This is a genomic window from Novosphingobium sp. ERW19 (assembly GCF_012641315.1).
Taxonomy (GTDB): Bacteria; Pseudomonadota; Alphaproteobacteria; order Sphingomonadales; family Sphingomonadaceae; genus Novosphingobium.
Window position 1 is genome coordinate 69,226 of sequence record NZ_JABAIC010000004.1, and the last position, 23,583, is coordinate 92,808.

General features: G+C 65.0%; 24 protein-coding genes and 1 tRNA gene. 13 read left to right on the forward strand and 12 right to left on the reverse strand.

Translation table 11 applies throughout. The annotated features are described in order from the left end of the window. Positions 1 to 98 precede the first annotated feature (98 nt). The 4 genes from rpsI to HGI46_RS08940 form a co-directional block, all read right to left on the reverse strand. On the reverse strand, positions 99 to 638 hold the full coding sequence (gene rpsI / locus HGI46_RS08925; protein WP_168903902.1) for a 30S ribosomal protein S9: 540 nt from the start codon (positions 636 to 638) through the stop codon (positions 99 to 101). Positions 639 to 640: 2 nt separating this feature from the next. Further along, entirely contained in the window at positions 641 to 1,120 is a 480-nt protein-coding gene (gene rplM, locus HGI46_RS08930) for a 50S ribosomal protein L13 (protein ID WP_039332974.1), read from the reverse strand. Positions 1,121 to 1,257: 137 nt separating this feature from the next. Then, the gene (gene cutA, locus HGI46_RS08935) at positions 1,258 to 1,584 is read right to left on the reverse strand and encodes a divalent-cation tolerance protein CutA (RefSeq protein WP_168903903.1); all 327 of its coding nucleotides are present in this window, start codon (positions 1,582 to 1,584) and stop codon (positions 1,258 to 1,260) included. Further along, complete coding sequence (locus HGI46_RS08940; protein WP_168903904.1) at positions 1,581 to 2,657, reverse strand: COX15/CtaA family protein; 1,077 nt, start codon at positions 2,655 to 2,657, stop codon at positions 1,581 to 1,583. The genes cutA and HGI46_RS08940 overlap by 4 nt, the downstream gene beginning before the upstream one ends. Positions 2,658 to 2,788: 131 nt before the next feature. Here HGI46_RS08940 and HGI46_RS08945 point away from each other — a divergent pair, with 131 nt between their 5' ends. Beyond that, on the forward strand, positions 2,789 to 3,160 hold the full coding sequence (locus tag HGI46_RS08945; RefSeq protein WP_118072605.1) for a MerC domain-containing protein: 372 nt from the start codon (positions 2,789 to 2,791) through the stop codon (positions 3,158 to 3,160). A 43-nt stretch (positions 3,161 to 3,203) separates the two neighbouring features. Next, positions 3,204 to 4,199: a sulfur carrier protein ThiS gene (thiS, locus tag HGI46_RS08950; RefSeq protein WP_168903905.1), complete on the forward strand. Its 996-nt coding sequence runs from the start codon at positions 3,204 to 3,206 to the stop codon at positions 4,197 to 4,199. Positions 4,200 to 4,341: 142 nt separating this feature from the next. Here the strand turns inward: thiS and HGI46_RS08955 are convergent, their stop codons facing one another. After that, positions 4,342 to 6,606, reverse strand: a complete 2,265-nt coding sequence (locus tag HGI46_RS08955) for an NADP-dependent malic enzyme (protein ID WP_168903906.1) — start codon at positions 6,604 to 6,606, stop codon at positions 4,342 to 4,344. A 142-nt stretch (positions 6,607 to 6,748) separates the two neighbouring features. Continuing rightward, complete coding sequence (locus HGI46_RS08960) at positions 6,749 to 8,395, reverse strand: hypothetical protein (RefSeq protein WP_240344817.1); 1,647 nt, start codon at positions 8,393 to 8,395, stop codon at positions 6,749 to 6,751. Positions 8,396 to 8,549: 154 nt separating this feature from the next. Here HGI46_RS08960 and mutS point away from each other — a divergent pair, with 154 nt between their 5' ends. Further along, positions 8,550 to 11,126: a DNA mismatch repair protein MutS gene (mutS, locus tag HGI46_RS08965; protein WP_168904177.1), complete on the forward strand. Its 2,577-nt coding sequence runs from the start codon at positions 8,550 to 8,552 to the stop codon at positions 11,124 to 11,126. Further along, positions 11,119 to 11,733, forward strand: a complete 615-nt coding sequence (locus HGI46_RS08970; RefSeq protein WP_168903907.1) for a 5'-methylthioadenosine/S-adenosylhomocysteine nucleosidase — start codon at positions 11,119 to 11,121, stop codon at positions 11,731 to 11,733. The genes mutS and HGI46_RS08970 overlap by 8 nt, the downstream gene beginning before the upstream one ends. Positions 11,734 to 11,852: 119 nt before the next feature. Here the strand turns inward: HGI46_RS08970 and HGI46_RS08975 are convergent, their stop codons facing one another. Beyond that, complete coding sequence (locus tag HGI46_RS08975) at positions 11,853 to 13,109, reverse strand: NupC/NupG family nucleoside CNT transporter (RefSeq protein WP_118072610.1); 1,257 nt, start codon at positions 13,107 to 13,109, stop codon at positions 11,853 to 11,855. Positions 13,110 to 13,198: 89 nt separating this feature from the next. Here HGI46_RS08975 and HGI46_RS08980 point away from each other — a divergent pair, with 89 nt between their 5' ends. The 7 genes from HGI46_RS08980 to HGI46_RS09010 all read left to right on the forward strand — a co-directional run bounded on the left by HGI46_RS08980 (position 13,199) and on the right by HGI46_RS09010 (position 18,250). Next, positions 13,199 to 13,846, forward strand: a complete 648-nt coding sequence (locus HGI46_RS08980) for a queuosine precursor transporter (RefSeq protein WP_118072611.1) — start codon at positions 13,199 to 13,201, stop codon at positions 13,844 to 13,846. Positions 13,847 to 13,909: 63 nt separating this feature from the next. After that, a complete protein-coding gene (gene argB, locus HGI46_RS08985; protein WP_118072612.1) occupies positions 13,910 to 14,818 on the forward strand; it encodes an acetylglutamate kinase in 909 nt (302 codons plus the stop codon). An 80-nt stretch (positions 14,819 to 14,898) separates the two neighbouring features. Further along, positions 14,899 to 15,429: a hypothetical protein gene (locus HGI46_RS08990; RefSeq protein WP_118072613.1), complete on the forward strand. Its 531-nt coding sequence runs from the start codon at positions 14,899 to 14,901 to the stop codon at positions 15,427 to 15,429. Positions 15,430 to 15,583: 154 nt separating this feature from the next. After that, positions 15,584 to 15,883 carry a YggT family protein gene (locus HGI46_RS08995; protein ID WP_039332988.1) on the forward strand — a complete coding sequence of 100 codons (300 nt, stop codon included), beginning with the start codon at positions 15,584 to 15,586 and terminating at the stop codon, positions 15,881 to 15,883. Between the two features lie 26 nt (positions 15,884 to 15,909). After that, on the forward strand, positions 15,910 to 16,803 hold the full coding sequence (gene folD, locus HGI46_RS09000) for a bifunctional methylenetetrahydrofolate dehydrogenase/methenyltetrahydrofolate cyclohydrolase FolD (RefSeq protein WP_168903908.1): 894 nt from the start codon (positions 15,910 to 15,912) through the stop codon (positions 16,801 to 16,803). Between the two features lie 51 nt (positions 16,804 to 16,854). Beyond that, entirely contained in the window at positions 16,855 to 17,625 is a 771-nt protein-coding gene (locus HGI46_RS09005; protein ID WP_168903909.1) for a hypothetical protein, read from the forward strand. Between the two features lie 4 nt (positions 17,626 to 17,629). Beyond that, positions 17,630 to 18,250, forward strand: coding sequence for a MarC family protein (locus HGI46_RS09010; protein WP_168903910.1), 621 nt, complete (start codon positions 17,630 to 17,632; stop codon positions 18,248 to 18,250). Between the two features lie 17 nt (positions 18,251 to 18,267). Here the strand turns inward: HGI46_RS09010 and HGI46_RS21885 are convergent, their stop codons facing one another. The 3 genes from HGI46_RS21885 to HGI46_RS09020 form a co-directional block, all read right to left on the reverse strand. Next, the gene (locus HGI46_RS21885; RefSeq protein ID WP_206065637.1) at positions 18,268 to 18,648 is read right to left on the reverse strand and encodes a hypothetical protein; all 381 of its coding nucleotides are present in this window, start codon (positions 18,646 to 18,648) and stop codon (positions 18,268 to 18,270) included. A gap of 152 nt (positions 18,649 to 18,800) precedes the next feature. Then, on the reverse strand, positions 18,801 to 19,430 hold the full coding sequence (locus HGI46_RS09015; RefSeq protein WP_168903911.1) for an LON peptidase substrate-binding domain-containing protein: 630 nt from the start codon (positions 19,428 to 19,430) through the stop codon (positions 18,801 to 18,803). Between the two features lie 5 nt (positions 19,431 to 19,435). After that, positions 19,436 to 20,332, reverse strand: a complete 897-nt coding sequence (locus tag HGI46_RS09020; RefSeq protein ID WP_168904178.1) for a tetratricopeptide repeat protein — start codon at positions 20,330 to 20,332, stop codon at positions 19,436 to 19,438. A gap of 204 nt (positions 20,333 to 20,536) precedes the next feature. Between HGI46_RS09020 and HGI46_RS09025 the strand changes: the two genes are divergently transcribed. Then, positions 20,537 to 20,611, forward strand: a tRNA-Gly gene (locus tag HGI46_RS09025). 250 nt (positions 20,612 to 20,861) lie between these two features. Here the strand turns inward: HGI46_RS09025 and HGI46_RS09030 are convergent. Next, positions 20,862 to 21,254, reverse strand: a complete 393-nt coding sequence (locus HGI46_RS09030) for a hypothetical protein (RefSeq protein WP_168903912.1) — start codon at positions 21,252 to 21,254, stop codon at positions 20,862 to 20,864. Further along, positions 21,251 to 21,934, reverse strand: coding sequence for a hypothetical protein (locus HGI46_RS09035; RefSeq protein WP_168903913.1), 684 nt, complete (start codon positions 21,932 to 21,934; stop codon positions 21,251 to 21,253). The genes HGI46_RS09030 and HGI46_RS09035 overlap by 4 nt, the downstream gene beginning before the upstream one ends. Positions 21,935 to 22,534: 600 nt before the next feature. Between HGI46_RS09035 and HGI46_RS09040 the strand changes: the two genes are divergently transcribed. Next, a complete protein-coding gene (locus HGI46_RS09040; protein ID WP_168903914.1) occupies positions 22,535 to 23,473 on the forward strand; it encodes a zincin-like metallopeptidase domain-containing protein in 939 nt (312 codons plus the stop codon). The last annotated feature ends 110 nt before the right edge of the window (positions 23,474 to 23,583 follow it).

A 23,583-nucleotide genomic window follows, 5' to 3' on the forward strand; every position in this document is an offset into this window, starting at 1 on the left:
GGAAGGGTTGGGCATGGGCAAGCGACATGCACACCCATGAAAAAAGGGGCCGGTTCGAAGACCAGCCCCTGATTTCGTTCTGCCTTGCGGCAAGAAGCTTAGCGCTTCGAGAACTGGAAGCTGCGGCGGGCCTTGGCCTTGCCGTACTTCTTACGTTCAACGACGCGCGGGTCGCGGGTAAGGAAGCCGGCGGCCTTCACGGCGCTGCGCAGTTCGGGTTCGAACTTCGACAGGGCCTGGGCGATGCCGTGCTTGACCGCGCCGGCCTGGCCCGAAAGACCACCACCCTTGACGGTGCAGACGATGTCGTACTGGCCTTCGCGACCGGCGACTTCGAACGGCTGGTTGATGACCAGACGCAGGGTCGGACGGGCGAAGTAGACTTCCTGGTCACGGCCGTTGACGGTGACCTTGCCCGAGCCGGGCTTGAGCCACACGCGTGCCACGGCGTCCTTACGGCGGCCGGTGGCGTACGAGCGGCCCTGCGCGTCGACTTCGCGAGCGCGGATCGGGGCAGCGGGGCCAGTGCGGACGGGAGCGGCTTCACCAGCTTCGGCAGGAGCAGCAGCAACCGGAGCGGCTGCGGTCAGGTCCTTGAGGTCGGCGAGGCTCGACACGGTGTTTTCGGTTTCGGCCATGATTATGCACCCACCTTGTTCTTGCGGTTCATCGAGGCGACGTCGAGCGCCACCGGCTGGGTGCCGCCATGCGGGTGCTCGGCACCGGCATAGAGGTGAAGGGCGCGCATCTGCGCACGGCCGAGCGGGCCGCGGGGGATCATGCGCTCAACCGCCTTTTCAAGCACGCGCTCGGGGAAGCGACCACCGAGGACCTTGTCCGCGGTGACTTCCTTGATGCCGCCGGCATAGCCGGTGTGCTTGTAGTAAGTCTTGTTCTTCAGCTTGTTGCCGGTGAACTTGACCTTGTCGGCGTTGATCACGACAACGTGATCGCCGCAATCGACGTGCGGGGTGTAGCTCGGCTTGTGCTTGCCGCGCAGATGGTTGGCGATGACGACGGCGAGACGGCCGACGACCATGCCTTCGGCATCGATCAGATGCCAGTTCTTCTCCACCTCGGCCGGCTTGATCGACCGGGTGACCTTGCTGAGAGCCTTCATGGCTACGGGTTCCCTGAATTCGGTGCGTCGATCCAAGCGGGAATCCGCTGCTTCACGACGAAGGAAGCGCGCCTTTGTTGCAAATGCCCGCCAGAGTCAAGCAAACTGCGGGTTTTCGGAGAGGTAAAATAATACCACTACAAATTCGGTGACCTGCAATCCCCGTCCAGCCAGCCCAGCGTAGCCGCGCCCGACGCATCGCAGCGCCAGCCGGAGATCGCGGGTGCATCGTAGGGGTGGAGCGCCTCAAGCCTCGCCACGGCGGCGTCAAGCAGGTCGGCGCGGGTCTTGAACAGGACGGCGACTTCGCTGCCCTCGCCGCGCTCGCCGTTCCAGCGGTATAGCGAGCGAACGGCGGGGAGGATGTTGGCGCAGGCGATCAGGCGCTCTTCGAGCAGCGTGTCTGCCACAGCTTCAGCGCTTTGCAGGTCGCCGAAGGTGGACCAGATCAGCGCGGCGGTCATTTCGCCGCGTGTCTCGGGCTGCCGAGGATGTGGGCGCACCATACCGTCGTCGCCACGAGCAGCGCGCCGACGAGCTGGTGGAGGACGCCGAGCCAGATGGCGACGCCGCTCCATACCGTCAGGATGCCGAGCAGGACTTGGGTGCCGAAGACGGAGTGCAGCACGACAGAGGCCTTGCGGTCGGTCCGGCGCAGTTTGCGGGCGACGACGACCAGCACGGCAACCACGCCCCAAGCCCACCAGCGGTGGATGAAGTGGACGAGGAACGGATCGGACAGCAGCGCGGGGCCTGCGCCCAGAGCCCAGTCGACGCCATCGGGATAGACCTTGCCCTGCATCAGCGGCCAGGCGTCCCAGTTGAACCAGCCGCCGCCTGCCGAAGTTCCGGCGCGGAGCCCGGCGACCAGTGCGCCGTAGAACAGCTGGAACACCAGCATGACGAGGGCGAGCAGGCCGAGGCCCCGGAGCTTCGAACGGCCCTCGCCCTTGCCCAGCGCGATCAGGTCGAGCGCGGTCCAGACGAGACCAGCGAGCGTGAACAATGCGACCAGCAGGTGCGTGGCGAGGCGGAAGTGGCTGACCTTGACGTCGTTGACGATGCCCGACTTGACCATCCACCAGCCGACCGCACCTTGCAGCGCGCCCAGTGCCAGCAGGGCGAGCAGGCGCGGCTTGTAGCCTTCAGGGATACGGCCCTTGACCCAGAACCACGCCAGCGGTGCAGCAAAGACCAGGCCGATGGTGCGGGCGAGCAGGCGGTGGACCCACTCCCAGAAGAAGATGAACTTGTAGGTCTCGATCGTCATGCCCGCCGGGCCGTTGACCAGCTGGTACTGCGGCGTGGCGCGATAGGCGTCGAATTCCGCCTGCCACTGCGCTTCGGTGATCGGTGGCAGCGTGCCGCTGACCGGCTTCCATTCGGTAATCGATACGCCCGATTCGGTCAGGCGGGTGATGCCGCCGACCACGACGATGGCGAGAACCATGAAGGCGACGATGAACAGCCAGCGCGACAGCGCGGTGGCGTCGCTGCGAAGCTTGGGCGAGACCCCGATGGTTTTTGGGTTGCTCATGGCGCTGCCCCTGCTCCTGCCTTCGCGGAATCGCAAGAGCGATTGTCGGGCAGGGTCGTGGACCTTCGGACAGGACAGAATCTCATGAGGCCTTCTTGCGCGATGTTACATTATAACATATATGCCAGCGCATGAGTGATGCCCTGCTTGCCCTGCGTGCCCGGCTCGACCGGATCGGCGTGCTCCTTTCGGGGCTGTGCCTGATTCATTGCGTGGCAGGGCTGTTCCTTGTCGGGATGCTGGGCATTGGCGGCGGCGTGCTGCTCAATCCCGACATTCACCGTTGGGGTCTTGCCTTCGCCCTCGTGATCGGCGCGGCGACCATCGGCATCGGCGCCCTGCGGCACGGGCGCTTCCTGCCGCTGGCAATTGGCGGGACGGGGCTTGCGCTGATGGGCGCAGCCGTCGCTGTCGGCCATGGCGATGCCGAAGTGGCGCTGACGGTGGGCGGCGTGATCCTTGTCGCCACCGCGCATTTCATCAACATGCGCGCCTCTCACTAAGGCCATACTTGCACCCTGCCCCTGCGCCGCTAAAGCGGGCCGCATGACTGGAATGCTCTCCCTTACCGTCAACGGCGAACCCCGTCGCGCCGCACCCGGATCGATTGCCGATCTGGTGCGCAGCCTCGAACTCGAACCGACCAAGGTCGCGGTTGAGCGCAATGGCGAGATCGTGCCGCGCTCGACGCTCGCCGATGTGGCGATTGCCGAGGGGGACGTGCTGGAAATCGTGCATTTCGTTGGTGGAGGACAAAGCGACGTGGCCGAATCGAATGATACCTGGACCGTTGCCGGACGCACCTTCCGCTCGCGCCTGATCGTCGGCACCGGCAAGTACAAGGACTTCGAGCAGAACGCGGCGGCGGTCGAGGCTTCGGGCGCGGAGATCGTCACCGTGGCCGTGCGCCGCGTCAACGTGTCGGACCCCAAGGCCCCGATGCTGACCGACTACATCGACCCCAAGAAGATCACCTACCTGCCCAACACAGCAGGCTGCTTCGATGCCGAAAGCGCGATCCGCACGCTGCGCCTGGCGCGCGAGGCGGGCGGCTGGGATCTGGTGAAGCTCGAAGTGCTGGGCGAGGCGCGCACGCTCTATCCCAACATGATCGAGACGATCCGCGCGACCGAAGTGCTGGCCAAGGAAGGCTTCCTGCCGATGGTCTATTGCGTGGACGATCCGATTGCGGCCAAGCAGCTTGAGGACGCAGGCGCGGTGGCGGTCATGCCGCTGGGCGCGCCGATCGGCTCGGGCCTGGGCATCCAGAACAAGGTGACGGTGCGCCTGATCGTCGAAGGCGCCAAGGTGCCGGTGCTGGTCGACGCGGGCGTCGGCACCGCATCGGAAGCTGCCGTGGCGATGGAACTTGGTTGCGACGGCGTGCTGATGAACACTGCGATTGCCGAAGCCAAGGACCCGATCCGCATGGCCCGCGCGATGAAGCTGGCGGTGCAGGCCGGGCGCGATGCCTACCTCGCGGGCCGCATGCCGACGCGAAAGTATGCCGACCCGTCGAGCCCGCTGGCTGGGTTGATCTGAAGCAGCCGTTGCGCGGGGTGCCCACCCCGCTGCGACTAACTTCACTACGTTCAGTAAGTCTCGCGACCCTCCCGCATGCGGGAGGGTGCAAATGCCACCTTCTTAACCCCCTCCCGCAAGCGGGAGGGGTCGGGGGTGGGCATTACCCCACGACCCCGGCCGCCGCCAGCACCGCCAGCGTCAGGATATCGGGCGCGAGCGAGGTCATCGGGGCGATCTGCACCGGCTTTTCCATGCCCAGCAGCATCGGGCCGATCACCGCATTGCCGGCGAGTTCGCGCAGCAACTTGGCCGAGATGTTGGCCGACTGCAGGCCAGGCATGATCAGCACGTTGGCGGGAGCGGAAAGGCGGCTGAAGGGATAGTTGGCCATGACCTTGGGATTCAAGGCGGCATCCGGGGCCATTTCGCCTTCGTATTCGAAGCCGGGATCTTCGGCATCGAGGATGGCAACCGCACCGCGGATCGATTCGAGCCAGCGGCCATAAGGATTGCCGAAGGTAGAGTACGAGAGAAACGCGACGCGCGGTTCGTGGCCCATGCGGCGTGCGACGGCGGCCGTTTCCTTGGCAATATGCGCCAGATCCTCGGCCGAAGGGCGCTCGTTCACGGTCGTATCGGCCAGGAACACGGTGTAGTTCTTGGCGACCATCAGGTGAATGCCGAAGGGCAGGTGGCCGGGCTTGGGATCGAGAACGCGGCGCACTTCCTTCATCGACTGCGCGAAGGTGCGCGTCATGCCGGTGATCAGCGCATCGCCATGGCCGAGGGCGACGAGCAACGAGGCGAAGACGTTGCGGTCCTGGTTGACCATGCGCTTGACGTCACGCTCAAGATAGCCGCGGCGCTTGAGGCGTTCGTAGAGGTAGGCAACCATCTCGGGCACCAGCGGCGAGACGGCGGAGTTGTGGATCTCGTAGGACGCCGGATCGCTGACGCCGAGTTCGGTCAGCAGATCGAGCACGCCCTGGGTGCGTCCGACCAGCACCGGTGTGCCATAGCCGAAATCCTTGAACTGGATCGCGGCACGCAACACCACCTCGTTCTCGGCCTCGGCAAAGACGACGCGCTTGGGATTGTCCTTGGCCTGCGCGAAGACGTTGGTCAGCACCGAGGTCGTCGGGTTGAGGCGCGCCTTGAGGCTGGTGCGATAGGCATCCATGTCCTCGATCGGCTTTTGCGCCACGCCCGAGTCCATCGCGGCCTGCGCCACGGCCGACGACACGACTTCCATCAGGCGCGGATCGAACGGCGCGGGGATGATGTAGTCGAGACCGAAGGTGTGGTTGATGCCATAGGCAGCCGCCACTTCCTCGGGCACCGGCTCGCGCGCCAGCTTGGCGATGGCTTCGGCGGCGGCGATCTTCATTTCCTCGTTGATCGTCGTCGCCTGAACGTCGAGCGCGCCGCGGAAGATGAAGGGGAAGCCGAGCACGTTGTTGACCTGGTTCGGGTAATCCGAACGGCCCGTGGCGACAATGCAGTCCGGCCGGACGGCCTTGGCTTCGGGTGGCGTGATTTCCGGGTCCGGGTTGGCCATCGCGAAGATGATCGGCTGCGGCGCCATCTTGGCCATCCAGTCGGAACGGAGCGCACCGGCAGCGGAAAGGCCGAGGAAGATGTCGGCCCCGACCAGCGCGTCCTCGAGGCTGCGGGCCGACGTATCGACCGCGTGCGCACTCTTCCACTGGTCCATCCCGCTTTCGCGGCCGCGATAGATCACGCCCGAACGATCGCACATGATCACGTTGTTGTGGCGAACGCCCATGGCCTTGATCAGCGCGGTGCAGGCAATCGCCGCAGCGCCTGCGCCGTTGACCACGACCTTTACGTCCTCAAGCTTGCGCCCGGTCAGGTGGCAGGCGTTGAGCAGGCCAGCGGCAGAAATGATTGCCGTGCCGTGCTGGTCATCATGCATCACCGGAATCTTCAGGCGTTCTTTCAGGGCCTGTTCGATGATGAAGCATTCGGGCGCCTTGATGTCTTCAAGGTTGATGCCGCCGAACGAGGGCTCCATCAGCGCAACCGCTTCGATGAAAGCGTCAGGATCTTCGGTGGCAAGCTCGATGTCGATCGAATCGACGTCGGCAAAGCGCTTGAACAGCACGGCCTTGCCTTCCATCACCGGCTTCGATGCCAGCGCGCCGAGATTGCCGAGGCCGAGAATCGCAGTGCCGTTGGAGATCACCGCAACGAGGTTGCCCTTGGCGGTGTAATCATAGGCGGTGGCGGGATCTTCGGCGATGGCGCGGACCGGAACCGCGACGCCGGGAGAATAGGCCAGCGACAGATCGCGCTGGGTCGCCATCGGCTTGCTGGCGATGATCTCGATCTTACCCGGGCGGATCGTGTTGTGGTAGAAAAGCGCCTCGCGTTCGGTGAAGCGGACGTTGCTTTCCTCGGACATGGTTCCCCCAAGTTTAATCGGACAATAGGCAAAGGCAGTGTCCGACCTTTGACGCTACGTCAAGGCGCGCAGGCAGTGCGCAACAGTTCGAAAACACCAAATTTGCCGAAACCGTATTACGCGCAAGCTATGGCATGTCGCTTCAGAAATCCTTCGGTTGCCACGTCGGGATGCCGAGGCGCCTTACCTTGAACAACAGGCTGCGTCCTTCCTGCCAGACCAGCTGCAAACGAGGATCGGCGCGGTGGGGCAGGCCGGTGTCGATCAGCCAGACATAGTCCACGCGCTCGATCGGGGCGTACTTGAGCGCAGTATCGACGTTGCGACGCCAGCCGCCGGCGCAACCGCGCGACCAGACGAACTCCGAGGGGTCCGCCGTGAAGTTGCGACCCGGGCGGAAGCGCGGCACGACCATATGCAGCCCAGGGACCGCCCAATTGTCGTTGACCCAGGCCTGCCGGTAGAGGCTGGCAAGGCTGGCGAGGTGATCGCGGCGGGTGTTGCGCCAGGATTCGTCGAGGCAGGAATGCTCGACGAATGCGAGGACGCGGCTGCCGGGTTCGACATGGGTCAGCGCGGAAAGCTGCTTGTTGTAGTCCTCGGCATAGCCGTTGAAGCTCCACGCCGTGACGGTGAGGCGTACGGCTAGCAGGGCCATGCCAGCATAAGCGACGACGCGGGCCCATTGCGGGCGGCGGGCGCCGCTCCAATCCTGCAGGCCGAGGCCGAGCATGGCGGCAACCGGCAGGATGCGGATGTCCACGAAGGCCGACCCGTTGATGTCGCTCGGGATCGCCAGAAACAGCAGGAACACCATCAGAGCGGGCATGCCCTGCCGGAAGCGCCACTTTGCGCCGAGGAACGGCCCGACCAGCACCAACAGGCAGGCGATGATCGTGGTCCCGGCATCGAGCAGCTTGGACTGGTCGCGCAAGGTCAGCACGAAGGACCAGGCCTTCTGGTCCCAGCGCCAGATGTTCATCGACTGGACGGGCGGCGAGAACGCCTTCCACAGCACGATCGTGATCACCGTGGCGAGCAGCGGCCAGCACGCCTGCCACAGGCGCAGGCCAATGGCCTTCCAGTCAAGCGTGCGCAGCCACTGGCGGTTGGTCAGATCGCGCCAGCGCCAGCCTTCGGGCAACTCGTCGAGCGCGCGACCGAACGCGTGTGCGCCGACAAGCAGCGCCAGCAGCAGGCCGCCGATTGCATGGCACAGCATCGCCACCGGCTGCGCGATCACTAGCATCGCGGCGCGCGCCCTGGGGTTGCGCTGTTCGAGCCACAGGGAGGCGCCGAACGCGGTCAGCGAGAGGCCGGTGGCGAGGATATAGTTGAGGAATCCGGTAAGCAGCGGGAAGCTGAACACGAACATCAGCGACCATGCCGCAGCGTGCCCACCCTTGGGGTTGAGCATGCGGATGGTCCACAGGCAGCCGCCAGCGAACAGGCCGGTGGCGAGCACGGTGCTCCACCAGCCCGCTGCAAGGATGCCGAACTGTGCGCCGAGCACCTTCATCAGCACGCCGCCGCCGATGTTCAGCGTGAACACCCATTTCCAGGTGAAGTACTGTTCGAGCGGGTTGCCGGGACCGGCGGCCTCGATCGCGGCGGCGCCCATGTGGCCCGGCACGTCGATCAGGGGCGGCACTTCGACCAGCGCGAAAGGCGCGCAGACGAGCAGCACGGCGATGAGGATGCCGGGGCCGGAAAGCCACGGCAGCGCACCTGCGCGGGCCCAGGCAGTCTTGAGACCCCGGAGCCAATCCTTTTCGCGGACTTGCGTCAAACCGTAAGTACCCCCACAAGACCGGAACCGTCCCCATGCTGCCTGCTCTGCGCAGGCTGTGCGCTGGAGTTGCGGATATCCCGGTGTCGATGGTTTGAGAAACACGTCGCGCTCGTCTAGCCACGTGCGCGTGACGCCTAATGCCCCAACTCCGATGATGGCGCAATATCTTGCGCTTAAACAGCAGGCTGGCGACTGCCTGCTGTTCTACCGCATGGGCGACTTCTTCGAGCTGTTTTTCGACGACGCGAAGATCGCCGCGCAAGTCCTCGATATCGCGCTGACCAGCCGTGGCGAACATGGCGGCGCGCCAATTCCGATGTGCGGCGTGCCGGTCCATTCGGCCGAGGGCTACCTTGCCCGATTGATCAAGGCAGGTTGCCGCGTGGCCATCGCCGAACAGGTCGAAACCCCCGAGGAAGCGAAGAAACGCGGCGGTTCCAAGGCGCTGGTGGCGCGCGACATCGTCCGATTCGTGACAGCGGGCACGCTGACCGAGGAAGCGCTGCTCGAACCGCGCCGGGCCAATGTGCTGGCCGCGGTGTGCGAAGTGCGCGGCACTATCGGCATTGCCGCCTGCGACATCTCGACCGGGCGCATGGAGCTTGAAGAATGCGCCCCGGAGCAGATGGGCGCGGCGCTGGCCCGGCTTGGCGCGAGCGAAGTCGTTGCCCCCGAATCGTGGGAGAATGCGCCAGTTGATTGCGTGCCGCGTCCGAATCGGTCGTTCGGCAGCGATGAAGGCGAGGCCCGGCTGAAAGCGGTGCATGGCGTTTCGACGCTGGACGGCTTCGGGCAGTTCACGCGGGCGATGCTGGCTGCGGCTGGCGGTCTCGTCACTTACCTTGACCATGTCGGGCGCGGTGCGCTGCCGCTGTTGCTGCCGCCGGTGGCGCGTGAGGCCGGCACGCACATGGCAATGGACGAGGCGACGCGAAGCAGTCTCGAGATTCTTGTCAGTTCCGGCGGCACGCGGCGCGGTTCGCTGGTCGAGGCGATTGACCGGTGCGTGACGGGTGCCGGCGCGCGACAACTGGCCGAGGACCTGTCCGCGCCGCTGACCGATGCGCGTGCGATCAACCGCAGGCTGGAACTGGTCAGCTGGCTGCACGACGATCCCCTGCTGCGCGGCGACATTCGCGGCATCCTTCGCGCCCTGCCCGATGTCGGCCGTGCGCTGGGCCGGGTCGTGGCGGGACGTGGAAGCCCACGCGATCTGGGCCAACTGCGCGACGGATTGGCCGAAGCGCGCCGCCTTCACGATCTTCTGCGCGCTCGCGCCGACCGGCCCGAGCCACTGGATGCGATGCTGCCTTCGCTGTCCGGCCATGGTGCATTGTGCGATCTCTATGCCCGCGCACTGGTGCCTGCACCGCCGACCGAACGCTCGCAGGGCGGCTACATCGCCGAAGGCTACGACGCTGCGCTTGACGAGTTGCGCCGGGTATCAGGCAATGCCCGCCGGGCCATTGCGGCGCTGGAAGCCAAGTACCGCGACGACACCGGCATCACGGCGCTGAAGATTCGCCACAACGGCGTGCTGGGCTACTTCATCGAAGTCCCCGCAAAGCACGCCGACCGGCTGATGGCGCCCGAGTCCGGCTTTACCCATCGCCAGACCATGGCGGGGGCGGTGCGCTTCAACGCGTTGGCTCTGCACGAGGAAGCAAGCCGCATTGCCGAAAGCGGCGGCCACGCGCTGACCGCGGAAGAAGCGCATTTCGAGGAACTGGTGGCGCACGCCATCCGCGCAAAGGAAGCAATTGCTGCGACCGCAGCGGCGCTGGCCCGCATCGACGTGGCCGCAGGACAGGCCGAGCGGGCGGCCGAAGGTGGCTGGGCGCTGCCTCGCGTGGTGGACGAGCCCTGCCTCGAGATCATCGGCGGGCGCCACCCCGTGGTCGAAGCAGCGCTGGCCGCCAAGGGCGAGCGCTTCGTCGCCAACGATTGCACGCTCAATGCGCAGGACCGGCTCTGGCTGGTTGGCGGGCCGAACATGGGCGGTAAATCGACTTTCCTGCGCCAGAACGCGTTGATCGTGCTGCTGGCGCAAGCGGGCGGCTTCGTGCCGGCTCAAGGTGCGACGATCGGGCTGGTTGACCGCCTATTCAGCCGCGTCGGTGCTGCGGACAACCTCGCGCGTGGCCGATCGACCTTCATGGTCGAGATGGTCGAGACGGCGGCGATCCTGAGCCAGGCGACGGAGCGCAGCTTCGTCATCCTCGACGAGGTCGGGCGCGGCACCTCGACCTATGACGGACTGTCGCTGGCATGGGCGGTGGCTGAGGCGATTCATTCGATCAACCAGTGCCGCTGCCTGTTTGCGACACATTACCACGAGCTATCGCGCCTTGCCGAAAGCTGCGATGCGCTTTCGCTTCATCACGTCCGCGCAAGGGAGTGGAAGGGCGATCTGGTGCTGCTCCACGAGCTGGCGGAAGGCCCGGCGGACAAGTCCTATGGCTTGGCGGTAGCGCGGCTGGCTGGCGTTCCCGCGCCGGTTCTCAAGCGCGCCAAATCGGTGCTGGAAAAGCTGGAGAAGGGCCGCGCTGCCACCGGCGGGCTGGCTGCGGGGCTGGATGACTTGCCACTGTTTGCCGCCGCGATCGAAGCGGCAGAAGAAAAGGTGGACGCCCTGCGCGAACGCCTCAACGGCCTCGACATCGACGCGCTGTCGCCGCGCGAGGCTCTGGACCTGCTTTATCAACTGAAGGCGCAGGCGAATGGTTGATCTGACAGCTCTGGGGAAGAAGCGCGCCTTGTTTGTGATGGCGGCCGAGCCGGAGTACGGCCCACACTTGCGCGCGCGCTTCGTGCCGCTGATCACCGGCATCGGACCTGTCGAGGCGGCGCTGCACATGGGCGTGGCGCTGGCGCGATTGGAGGCAGCGGGCACCCTGCCCGACCTGATCGTCTGCCTCGGCTCGGCCGGATCGCGGCGCTGTGCGCTGGGATCAATCCACCAGATCGGCAGCGTTTCGTGGCGCGACATGGACGCATCTGCGTTGGGCGTGGAACCCGGCGTCGTGCCCTATCTAGATGAACCCAAGGAACTGCCGCTGGAAACGCCACTGGACCTGCCCGTCGCCACACTGTCGAGCGGGGGCGATGTCGTCAGCGGCGATCACTGGGACCGGGTGAGCGCAGACATGGTCGACATGGAAACCTACGCCGTCGCCCGCGCGGCGCGCACATTCGGCGTGCCACTGGTTGGCCTGCGCGGCGTATCGGACGGACCGGGCGAACTTGCAGGCGCGCACGACTGGCACAAGCTGCTGGGCTACCTCGATGGGGAACTGGCCAAGGCGGTAGACCTGCTGGCCGCGCATTACGGGTGATCCCGCTTTCATCGTCGGCCCGGACTTGATCCAGGCTTAGGCTTCTTCTTTCGTTCGCCGAAGAAAGGCCCTGCCCCGGATCAAGTCCGGGCCGACGATTTCAAGGGTGGGGTCGAGCCTTAAAGGCTGAGGAACAACCCCGCCAACGCAGCACTCATCAGGTTGCTTAGCGCGCCGGCGACAAGGGCGCGGATGCCGAGCTTGGCGATGACGGGGCGCTGGTTGGGGGCGAGGCCGCCGGTGACGGCCATCTGGATTGCGATCGAGCTGAAGTTGGCAAAGCCGCACAGGGCGAAAGTGACTATGGCGACGGTGTGCGCGGAAAGCGCAGTGTCCTTGCCCAGTTCGATGAAGGCGACGAATTCGTTGAGGACGATCTTGCTGCCGAACAGGCCGCCTGCCTGCATCGCCTCGGTCCAGCCGTCTGCGCCGAGAAGATAGAAGACCGGCGCGAAGACATAGCCGAGCACCATCTGGAACGACAGGTCCGGCGTGCCGAACCAGCCGCCGATCCAGCCAAGCACACCGTTGGCGAGCGCGACCAGCGCGACGAACGCCAGCACCATGGCCCCCACGGCGACGGCGAGCTTCACGCCGGTCTGCGCGCCCTGGCTTGCGGCCATGATGATATTGGCCGGGCGCTCTTCCTCGTCCGAGGCGAGGCTGGGCTTGACGTGGGGGTTGGGCAGGGCCTCATCGGCGACCTCGGCGGGGACCGGCGGCTCGTCGGGCATCATCAGCTTGGCCATGAGGATGCCGCCGGGCGCCGACATGAAGGCGGCGGCGACGAGATAATCAATGCGGATGCCCATGCTGGCATAGGCGGCGAGGATCGTGCCGGCGACGCCTGCCATGCCCACGGTCATCACGGTGAACAGCTGGCTGGGGTTCAGCCCGGCCAGATAGGGCCGGATGACCAGCGGCGATTCGCTTTGGCCCACGAAGATGTTGCTGGCGGCGCAGAGCGATTCGACCTTGCTGATGCCGGTGACCTTCTCGAGCGCGCCGCCGATCCAGCGGATCACCAGTTGCATGACGCCGAGGTAGTAAAGGATCGAGATCAGCGCGGCGAAGAACACAATCACCGGCAGCGCCGAAATGGCAAAGCTGGTGCCGCCGATCGCCGGGTCTGCCAAGGGGCCGAACAGGAACTGCACGCCCGCGCGGGCGAAGCCGAGCAAGCTTTCCACCCCGCCCGCCGCACCTTGCAGCAGGCGATTGCCGACCGGGACATAGAGCACCAGCGCGGCAAAGCCGGCCTGCAGCGCGAAAGCCGCAGCCACCACGCGCAGGCGGATAGCGCGACGGTTCGACGAGAGCAGGAAAGCGAGGGCAAGGATGAGCACCATCCCGAGAAGACTGGAAGCGACACGCATCGGGAAGGACTTGCTCCGAGAGGCAAATTGGTTGCAATGGTTTCTAATAGCGAATTGGCGGGAGGTTAAAAGCGCGCTATCGGCCCGAAATGCACGATACCACCGCGCCTGCTGCCGCAATCCCCCGTTCGCTGTTCCTCTTCGCGCTGTTCTATGGCGGAATGGTGACGTTGGGCGGTGTGCTGGGCGCAAAGCAGGTGGCGCTCGGCCCCCTTGCGGTGGAGGCCGGGATATTTCCCTTCCTCACCCTCGTCGCCATTTCCAGCGGCATTGCCGAACTGCACGGCAAGGACGCCGCAGACCGCCTTGTCCGCTATGGCTTCCTGCCGCTGGCTTTTGCCATCGCGCTGACGCTGTTCGTGCTGAACCTGCCGACCGACCCCGGCATGTACGAACCCGCCAAGGAAGCCTTCCCGATCATCCTTGGCCAATCATGGCGGATGATGCTGGCCGGGATCATGGCCTATGGCGTGTCGGTGACGCTGAACGTGTGGATCTTCAATCGCCTGCGCGGCGCGGCTGGACGGTTTCTTGCCGTGCGCGGATTCATTGCCGCAGCGCTTTCGCAGGTTGTCGACACGCTGATCTTCATTTCGGTCTCGTTCTATGGCGTGCGCCCGATTGCCACCCTGATGGCGGGGCAGATGCTGGCCAAGGTCGTGCTGTCGGCAGTGCTGGTGCCGCTGATCATCGCGCTGGTAATGAAGATCGGCCGCAGACTCGACAACGCGGCATAAGCTGCCGTTACGCGCGCAACGCCAATATTGGATTCTGCAGGCATTGCGCGTAAGGGCGCGCGCATGAGCCAGAACCACGACCCCGCGATGCTTGCCAAGGCCGAGACCCTGACCGAGGCGCTGCCCTATCTCCAGCGCTATGCCGGCAAGACTTTCGTGGTGAAGTACGGCGGCCACGCGATGGGCGATCCCGAACTGGCACAGGACTTTGCCGAGGATATCGTGCTGTTGAAGGCGGTGGGGATCAACCCGGTCGTCGTTCACGGCGGCGGGCCGCAGATCGGGCGGATGCTGAAAGCGCTCGGCATCGAATCGCAGTTCGTCGACGGCCTGCGCGTGACCGACAAGCAGACCGCCGAAGTCGCCGAAATGGTCCTGGCCGGTGCGATCAACAAGGAACTGGTCAGCTGGATCGCCCGCGCAGGTGGCAAGGCCATCGGTATTTCCGGCAAGGACGGCGGCATGGTCGTTGCCCGCAAGGTCCAGTCAAAGAAGTCGCCCAAGGCGATTGAAGGCGAAGATGGCGATCCGATCGTGGTCGACCTCGGCTTCGTCGGTGAGCCCGACCGGATCGATACGACCGTGATCGACACCATCGTCAATGCCGGAATGATCCCCGTGATCGCCCCGATCGGCGTGGGGCCGGATGGCGAGACCTACAACATCAACGCCGACACCATGGCCGGCGCAATTGCCGCCGCGCTGGGCGCATCGCGCCTGTTCCTGCTGACCGATGTCCCGGGCGTGCTCGACAAGGACAAGAACCTGCTGACCGACCTGCGCCCCGCCGACATTGCACGGCTGGCCGAGGACGGCACGATCAGCGGCGGCATGATCCCCAAGCTCGAGACTTGCGTCCACGCGGTCGAGGCAGGCTGCGAGGCGACTGTCGTGCTCGACGGGCGCGTGCCCCATGCCATGCTGCTGGAAATCTTCACCGCGCGCGGTGCTGGGACGCTGATCCGCGCCTGACGGACGCAGCTCATCCTCCGAATTGGATGATGATTGCATTAACGGACGGAACCGGACCGGCTGCCACTCGTCCCTGCGGCATGATCCGCACCGCACTTGTCATGGCTGCTGCTTCAGCTCTCGTCTTCCACCTTGGCGGCTGCCAGCGGGGACCGGCGTCCCCTGCAGAAGAGAGCGCAGCAATGGCTGCGCCGGCCGCGCTGTCTTCCGGCAGCCCTGTGCAGAAGGCCGAGCCTGCATTGTCCGGCGAGGCGGCTCAGCCCTCGCTCGCCAAGCGGCCCGAGGACGTGCTCGACGCTTTCGCCGCCGCCATCGAAGCGCGCGACTGGCGCAGTGTCCGCGCCTTTTGGGCAGACAAGGGCGATCGCAGCGGCATGGACGACGCGATGTTCGCCGAAACCTGGGGCAGACTGAAGGCGCCATCGGTGGTCATCAGCGAGGGCCAGCAGGAAGGTGCGGCCGGTTCGATCTATTACACCGCGCCGGTCGTCATCTCCGATGGTGACCGCACGATCACCGGCGAGGTCATCCTGCGCCGTGTCAACAACGTGCCCGGAGCATCGGCCGAACAGTTGCGCTGGCACATCGACAGCACGACCTTGAAGCCCTGAAGGCGACAGCGGCACAGCTTGCCTAAATTGTAAGTAGCACATACAGAGCGGCGCCAGTGCTGCCCTGTAGCGGCATCGCGGGCACTTGTGGCCCGGCAAGAGGGTCGGCTAGGAGCATGGCTCGCTCTCACTCTGCCGTCGAGGATATGCACCGATGCTGCTCTACACGCTGATCGCCATGATCAACTACCTCGTGAACATCCTTGTCGTAGTGGTCATCGTGCAGTTCGTGCTGAGCCTGCTCATCTCGTTCAATGTCGTGAACATGCACAACAACGCGGTTGCGGCGGTGTGGAAGGCGCTGAACGCTATCCTTGAGCCGATGCTGCGACCGATCCGCAAGATCCTGCCCGATACTGGCGCGCTCGATTTCTCGCCGATGGTGCTGATCATCGGCCTCAACCTGCTGACGATCCTGCTGAGCGGCATTGCCGCTTCCTCGGCCGGAATGTGAAGCGCAAACTCGCTGGATTATAGACGATGACTGCTGCCGTGATCGACGGAAAGGCCTTCGCCGCCACCCTGCGCGCCCGCGTGGGCGACCTTGCCGCTGCGTTCGAAGCGCAGGCCGGGCGCAAGGCTGGCCTCGCCGTGGTGCTGGTGGGCGAAGACCCGGCAAGCCAGGTCTATGTGCGCTCCAAGGGCAAGAGCACGGTTGAGGCCGGCATGAACAGCTTCGAGCACAAGTTGCCTGCCGAGACTTCGGAAGCCGATCTGCTGGCGATGGTCGAGAAGCTCAACGCCGACCCCGCTGTCGATGGCATCCTTGTCCAGCTGCCGCTGCCCAAGCACATCGACGAGCAGAAGGTCATCGCCGCGATCAATCCCGACAAGGATGTCGACGGCTTCCACGTCACCAACGCCGGCCGCCTTGCCGTGGGGCAGCCGGGCTTCGTGCCCTGCACGCCGCTGGGCTGCCTGATGCTGCTCAAGGACAAGGTTGGTGACCTTTCCGGCCTCGACGCAGTGGTGATCGGGCGGTCCAACATCGTGGGCAAGCCGATGGCGCAACTGCTGATCGCGGAAAGCTGCACCGTCACCGTGGCGCACAGCCGCACCAAGAACCTCGCCGAAGTGGTGAAGCGGGCCGATATCGTGGTGGCTGCGGTGGGGCGTCCCGAGATGGTCAAGGGCGACTGGATCAAGCCGGGCGCGACCGTCATCGACGTGGGCATCAATCGCGTGCCCGGCGCCGAAGCCGGCAAGACGAAGCTTGTGGGCGACGTGGACTATGCTTCTGCCGCCGAAGTTGCCTCGGCCATCACGCCGGTGCCCGGCGGCGTCGGCCCGATGACGATCGCCGTGCTGCTGCGCAACGCGCTCGTTGCAGCCTATCGCAACGAAGGGCTGGAACTGGCCGCAGACGCGATCTGATCTACCCTGCGCGGGGTGGGCAGGCTGCGGCGCATCGGCTAGGCTGATGCGATGAAGCGCCTGATACCCCTCGCATTCCTGCTTGCCGCCGCCCCCGCGTTGTCGGAGCCTGCCGCTGATTCGCAAAGGTCGGGCCGGCCGCAGCGCGCCTATGCCAATCCTTCGGCGCTGATCGCCGCGGACATCGGCTTTGCCCGGCTGGCGCGAGAGAAGGGCCAGTGGACTGCTTTCCGCGAGACCGCCGACGAGACCGCCGAAATGTTCGAGGGCGGGCGCAAGCTTGCCAAAAACTTGCTCAAAGACCGCAAGGACCCGCCCGCGCCGGTAAAGTGGGCGCCGCACCTGGCGTGGATCAGCTGCGATGGCACCGCCGGGCTGACCTATGGCGCATGGCAGGGTCCCTCAGGCGGAGACGGCGAATATGTCACCGTGTGGCAGCGCCAGTTCAAGGGCAAGGTCGACTGGAAGTGGGTGCTTGATGATGGGCAGAATCTCGCCTCGCCTTTGCGTGAGGTGGACTGGGCTGAAGGCAAGGTCGCCGATTGCCCGGTCCGCCGTCGTCCGGCCAGCGACCCTGCGCCGCAGCCCGGCAGCAAGCGCGAGCGCAAGGAGGACAGCAAGCTGCCGCCAATGCGTCCGCTTGCCGGAGCCATTCCGGCATCCGACGGCGGCGACAGCAAGGACGGCCAGTCGCGCGACGGCAGCCTGGCGTGGCGGTCGAGCGTGATGCCCGATGGCAGCCGCCGCTTCACGGCGTGGATCTGGAAGGACGGCGCAATGCAGGAAGTCATCGCACGCAGCTTCAAAGCGAACGGAGCCTGAGACGATGTGGCAGCTGTTTCTCTCCGCCTTCGTCACGCTGTTCGTGGTGATCGACCCGCCCGGCTGTGCGCCGATCTACGCCGGCCTCACCGCCAACGCCTCGGCCAGACAGGCGTTCAGCATGGCGCTGCGGGCCTGCGTGATCGCCACCGGCATCCTGCTGGTCTTCGCGCTGTTCGGCGAGGACCTGCTGGGCGCTCTGCACATCGAGCTCGACAGCTTCCGCATTGCCGGGGGCATCATGCTGTTCCTGATTGCGCTCGACATGGTGTTCGAGAAGCGCACCGAACGGCGTGAGGAGCGAGCCGAGAAGGTGCGCACGGCCCAGCCGCAGGTGGAGGATGTCTCGGTCTTTCCGATGGCCATGCCGATGCTGGCTGGCCCCGGCTCGATCGCCTCGGTCATGCTGCTGACCGCGCGGGCCAACGGGATCAATGAGACTGCCGTGATCCTCGGCGCGCTGGCCTTGGTGATGGTGCTGAGCTTCATCGCGCTGGTCGCAGCCCGGCCACTGATCCGCGCGCTGGGATCGCAGGTCGAGGCCGTGATCACCCGCCTGCTCGGCGTGCTGCTGGCGGCCCTGGCGGCGCAGTTCGTGATCGACGGAATTCAGGCGCAGTTTTGACGAAAATGTACCGAAACTTAGTTTGGCGGGGGCATGTCCTTGCTAGTCATCATCGTGCCAGTGTCCGTACGCCATACACGGATACCTTTGCGAACTAGCGCGCACTCTTCGAGGTTTGCCATCTCAAATCTGGCAAAATCCAGATTTGCCAACGCTTCTTCGCTCCTGAAATTGAAAGTTCTTAACGGCCTTTCGAACACGAGCTTGCCTACAGTTCGGAGAGATCGATCATCATATCCCAACTTATGTTCGCGGTGGATTGCGCCCAGTAGTGCATTCGCAGCTACACAACCGGACTTCGAAGCTCCTGAATTGGCATCAGTCACTCTGACCAAAACAAACTGCGGCTCTATCGACAGGCCGCTGCTCACTGCGATCTCGAAGTTCTCGTCAAGCATAGATGCGGAAGCAGCGTCTGGTTCCACGGGGGAAACAACATCCCCGCCCGGTGCTGAAGCAGGGGATTGCTCGGCTTGGCACGCGGTAGTCAGAAGTAGCAATGCGCAAGTAAACAGTCGCACTACGCGTTCCCTCCTTCTGCGCCCGGAGACTACTGAAGCGTCACCCGCCCACCATCGTCGCTGTCGCGCTTGCCGAAGAACTGCATGAGCTGGACCAGCAGCTCGCAGCGGGCGGCGAGGGTATCGGCTTCGAGCAGGGCCTGCTTGGCGGCGGCATCGAACGGCGCGATCTGGGAGACGCCGTTGATCAGCGACATGTCGTCCAGTCGGCCGACCGAGTCCCAATCGACCGCATAGCCCTGGGCATCGGCGAAGCGACGGGCTTCCTGTTCGAACGACGCGCGCTCGACCGCGCTCAGCGCCTCGGCCATGTCGTCGGTGAGCAGTTCGGCCTCGATCTGGCGGAACGGCGTGGTCACGTCGAGCTCGCGGATCATGCGGAAGCGCGCGATGCCTTGAAGCACGAGATTGAACCGCCCGTCCTCCAACGCTTCGACATCGGCGATCTTGCCGACGCAGCCCACGCTGAACAGCGTCGCGCCCTCGACCGGCGATTGCGGCTGGATCATCGCGATACGCCGGTCGCGCGCCAGCGAATCGCTGACCATGGCGCGATAGCGGGGTTCAAAGATGTGCAGCGGCAGCTGCAGGCCGGGATAAAGGACCGCGCCCGTCAGCGGGAAGATCGACAGGCGCGTCGTGTTTGCGCTCGCGCCCATCGCGGTCAACCGAACAGCACGGTGGAGAGCTTGCGGCGTGTGGCCGCAACCCAGGGATCTTCCAGCCCGATCGCCTCGAAGATTTGCAGCAGGCGAGCCTTGGCCGCGCCCTCGTTCCATTCGCGGTCGGCGGCGATCATGGCAAGGAGCTTGGCCGCGGCCTCGTCACGCTGGCCGGCGGCATAGAGGCCGTTGGCAAAGGCGAGCTGGGCGTCCATGTCTGCCGGTCGCTCTGCCGCTGCGGCGCGCAAGGCCGCGAGTTCGCCCTCTTCCGGCGCATCCTCGGCCAGTGCCAGCGCCGAGCGCGCCTGCGCCAGGGCCGGATCGGCGGCGAGCTTGGGGTCAAGCGAATCGAGCACGGCCTGCGCCTCGTCCTTCTGGCCCGCGGCAATCAGTGCGCGCACGAGGCCGGCGTGGGCAGGGGCATTGTCGGGCGCGATCTCGACGATCTGGGCAAAGATGCTGGCTGCCCGCTCGCCATCGCCTTCGGCCAGCACTTCCTCGCCCATCGCGAGCAGCGGGGTGACGTCCTGTTCCGGCTCACCACCCTGCACCGGCAGCTTGGCGAGAATCTGGTCGAGGTACTGCTTGAGCTGCGATTCGGTGCGTGCGGGCGTCAGGTCGGCCACTGGCTGGCCCTGGAACATCGCATAGACCGTGGGGATCGAGCGCACCTGGAACTGCGCGGCGATGAACTGTTCCTCGTCGACATTGACCTTGGCGAGGATCACGCCCTTGTCGGCATACTCGGCGGCGACCTTTTCGAGCACCGGCGTCAGCGCCTTGCACGGCCCGCACCATTCGGCCCAGAAATCGAGAATCACCAGCTTGGTCATCGACGGCTCGACCACGTTCTTGCGGAAGCGGTCCACTGCCTTCTGTTCGTCGAGATTGAGCCCCATGCTGGCCAAGATGCGTCTCCGGTCGATGTTTTCAGGTTTGCCGCACAATGTGGGAAGGCTTCGCGCTTCGGCAAGGGGAAACGGGGGTTTTGCGAAAGACTTCGCATCTCATGCATTTTTGGTGTTGCGCTCTTTCCGAGTCACCGTTAGAGGCGCCCACACCCCAGCCGGACGGGGCACTTCCCACCGGCCAGAAACGCACGAGCGGGCGTAGCTCAGGGGTAGAGCACAACCTTGCCAAGGTTGGGGTCGAGGGTTCGAATCCCTTCGCCCGCTCCAGTTTTCTCCCAGAAAACCAACGGTTTGAAGCCAAGGCTGACCGGCCTTGGTCTGGAGACAAAGCTCTCCCGCAGAGCCGCTGTCTCCAAATTGTCTCCAATTTTCCGGAAGCTTGCGAGTAGGTTCGGCTTTTGCAGCGTAGGCGGATCAATCGCCGGTTCGCTGACCGATCTCGTCGAAGCGTAGCGACAGATGAGTCGGGCGGAATTTTCGGCCTGCCCGTGCTGAGTGCGAAACCGCTGTCGGTCCCTCACATGGCGCGCAGGCGGTCACCGGTCGCGCTGATCTCGTAAAAGCCACTGGCTACTGTCTCAGAGATACTGACCAGCTTTGGCCACAATGTCAGCACCCGGGCACATTGCCGTTCCATTGGCCATTTGGCTACGGCAGGTGCCGGGAAGAAGCCGATCAGGCCCGCATGCGAGAATATTTGTCGGGATGGTCGCTTCTTGGCGATATTGCGATCCGCAGTCAGCACACACCAGCGTCCCTCCCGGCCGAGAAGTTCAATCCACTCCTCGTCCTTGAGGCTGCCCGTGCCGAACTTGTCCTTGATGTGGACCACCGTATGCATGTCGTCGAAAAACGCCCCAAGGCCCCTGCCGAGCCTTGGCGGCAGATTGTTATCGACGAGGAGCTTCATGCCGCCTTTCGGTTGCCGATGCTCGCCTCATAGGCAAGAGCATCACGAATCAGCCGCGGCTTGATTTCGTAGACCCGCGCTGCTTGCTCTACTGAGCCTTCGGCAGCGACAGCCTCGACCATCCGGGCCGTCGATATGCCGCATTCGGCCAATATCGGCTGGCCGAAGGAGCGGGTGGGATCGGCAACGACGGTTTTCTTGCCGTGAAGCAGCCACCAGCGTTCAGCCCCGCCCGGGCCAAAATCAAGATCCTGGAGGCTCGGCTCCACGACCCGCTTGAAGACGCCCTGGCTTTTCCTGAGATCGATGAACTCCGGTTCATCGAGATCCCGGGTTATCTCGAGAAAGATTGTCTTCCCATCGGTCCTGAAGGCCTTGGTCGAGAAGGGTCGCTCGTCGCCGACAATCTCCCGGGCCCGTTCAATGCACTTTCTGATCGTTGGAAGGCCAATACGCTGTTTGCGTAGTGCATAAACGATCCGCGCCTCGACCAGATCGCGGAAACCCAGGAGGACGCCGTCTTCGTCAGGCTCATACTGGGGATGCCAGAGCGCGGGTTCCGGCTTGCTGTCATGCTCATAGCCCAGCAACCAGCGACGAAGCGTGGACTGGCTCATCCCGACCATCCGGGCGGCCTCGAGTGCCGTATAGGCCCCAATTCCATAATCCACGCTATCCATGTCGCTCTATAATCATAACCGGTGAGCAAGGGGCAAAGGAATTCGTCGATGAGCGGAAGCCACGACATTGCTGCCGCGGCGAGTATTTCGGCCATGGCATCAACATCCATCGTTTGCAGTGCATCCGTTGACGCTGTGGCAGAAGACGACATGGGGATTGCAATACCGGAAGGGGGAAAGCCTTCCCCTCGGGCGGAGACGCTGCGCTGTCTCGACCTACCCCATCTGCGGGGGCACCCCGCAACGCCCCTGGAAACGGAGCGGGGCTGATGACGCGCTCTGTCCCGCAGGTCCTGACGGACCTGCTCCTTAGGGCGCGGCAACTTCAACCATCGGGCCCCGCGCGCACTCTGACCCGGCGGTAATGATCACAAGGGCAGCCTGCGAAAGACGACAGGCCCCGCCTTTCGGCCTGCCAGGCAGCTGGCAAGCCATTTGCCGCCTCTGTCAGGGTGCGCCTTATCTATCAGGGTCATCTCGCTGACCGCTCGCGCGACCGGCGGCAACAGTGTTGGAGAGTGAGAGCCTGGCGGCTTCGGCCGTGACGGTGCCGAAACCAGAGGGAGTGGCCCCTGGTCGGTCCGTCCGAGGAGACAGGCCATGGCATCTTTCCGCGCACGCAGCGCTTCCGCAATCGAGCGGACCGACCTCTATAAAGACATCACCACCGCCATCATCGCGCAGCTCGAACAGGGATGCGTTCCCTGGGTTCAGCCCTGGGATTCGGCAGCAGCGGCGCTCGACCTGCCGGTCAATGCCAGCACCCGCGCGCGCTACAGCGGGATCAATATCCTGATCCTGTGGAACGCGATGATCGAACGCGGCTTCACCACCAACCGCTTCCTCACCTTCCGGCAGGCACTCGAACTGGGCGGCAATGTCCGCAAGGGCGAGCGGGGCATGACCGTGGTCTATGCCCATCGCTACACCCCGCAGCAGGAGCGCGAACGGGCCCGCGAGGAAGACCGGGCTCCCGGCACGATCCCGTTCCTGAAGCGCTACACGGTCTTTTCGACCGACCAGTGCGAAGGCCTGCCCGAGGACTTGAGCGCACCGGTCGCGCCGGTCGACCGCTCACTGATCCTGCCAGAGGCCGAGGCCCTGATCCGCGCCACCAGCGCCGATATCCGCATCGTCGGCGGCGAAGCCTTCTACGTGCCCTCGCGCGACTATATCCAGATCCCGCGCCCCGAGGCGTTCCCCGATCCCATCAACTGGCACCGCACGGCCTTCCATGAGCTGGGCCACTGGACCGGGCATCCGAGCCGGCTCTCCCGCGATCAGTCCGGCCGGTTCGGCTCGCCCGAATATGGCCGGGAGGAGCTGTGCGCGGAGATGACCAGCGCCTTCGTCTGCGCGGCGCTGGGGATCGAACCCAGCGTGCGCCATGCCGACTACCTTGGCTCGTGGCTGGCGATCCTGCGCGAGGACAACCGCGCCATCGTGCGAGCCGCAAGTGCCGCCTCGAAGGCTGCGGACTTCCTCCTTGCTTTCGGACGGGCGGAAGAGGAGGCCCCCGACCTCGCCCGGGCGGCGTGAGGACGCCGCGCGGGCCTTGGGCGGGATCGGGGCAAGGGCGTCGCCGTCCCGGGCAGGCGGCGCCCGCCCCATAGAGGGAAAGGGAAGCCGGGGGCTTCGTGACGGGCCAG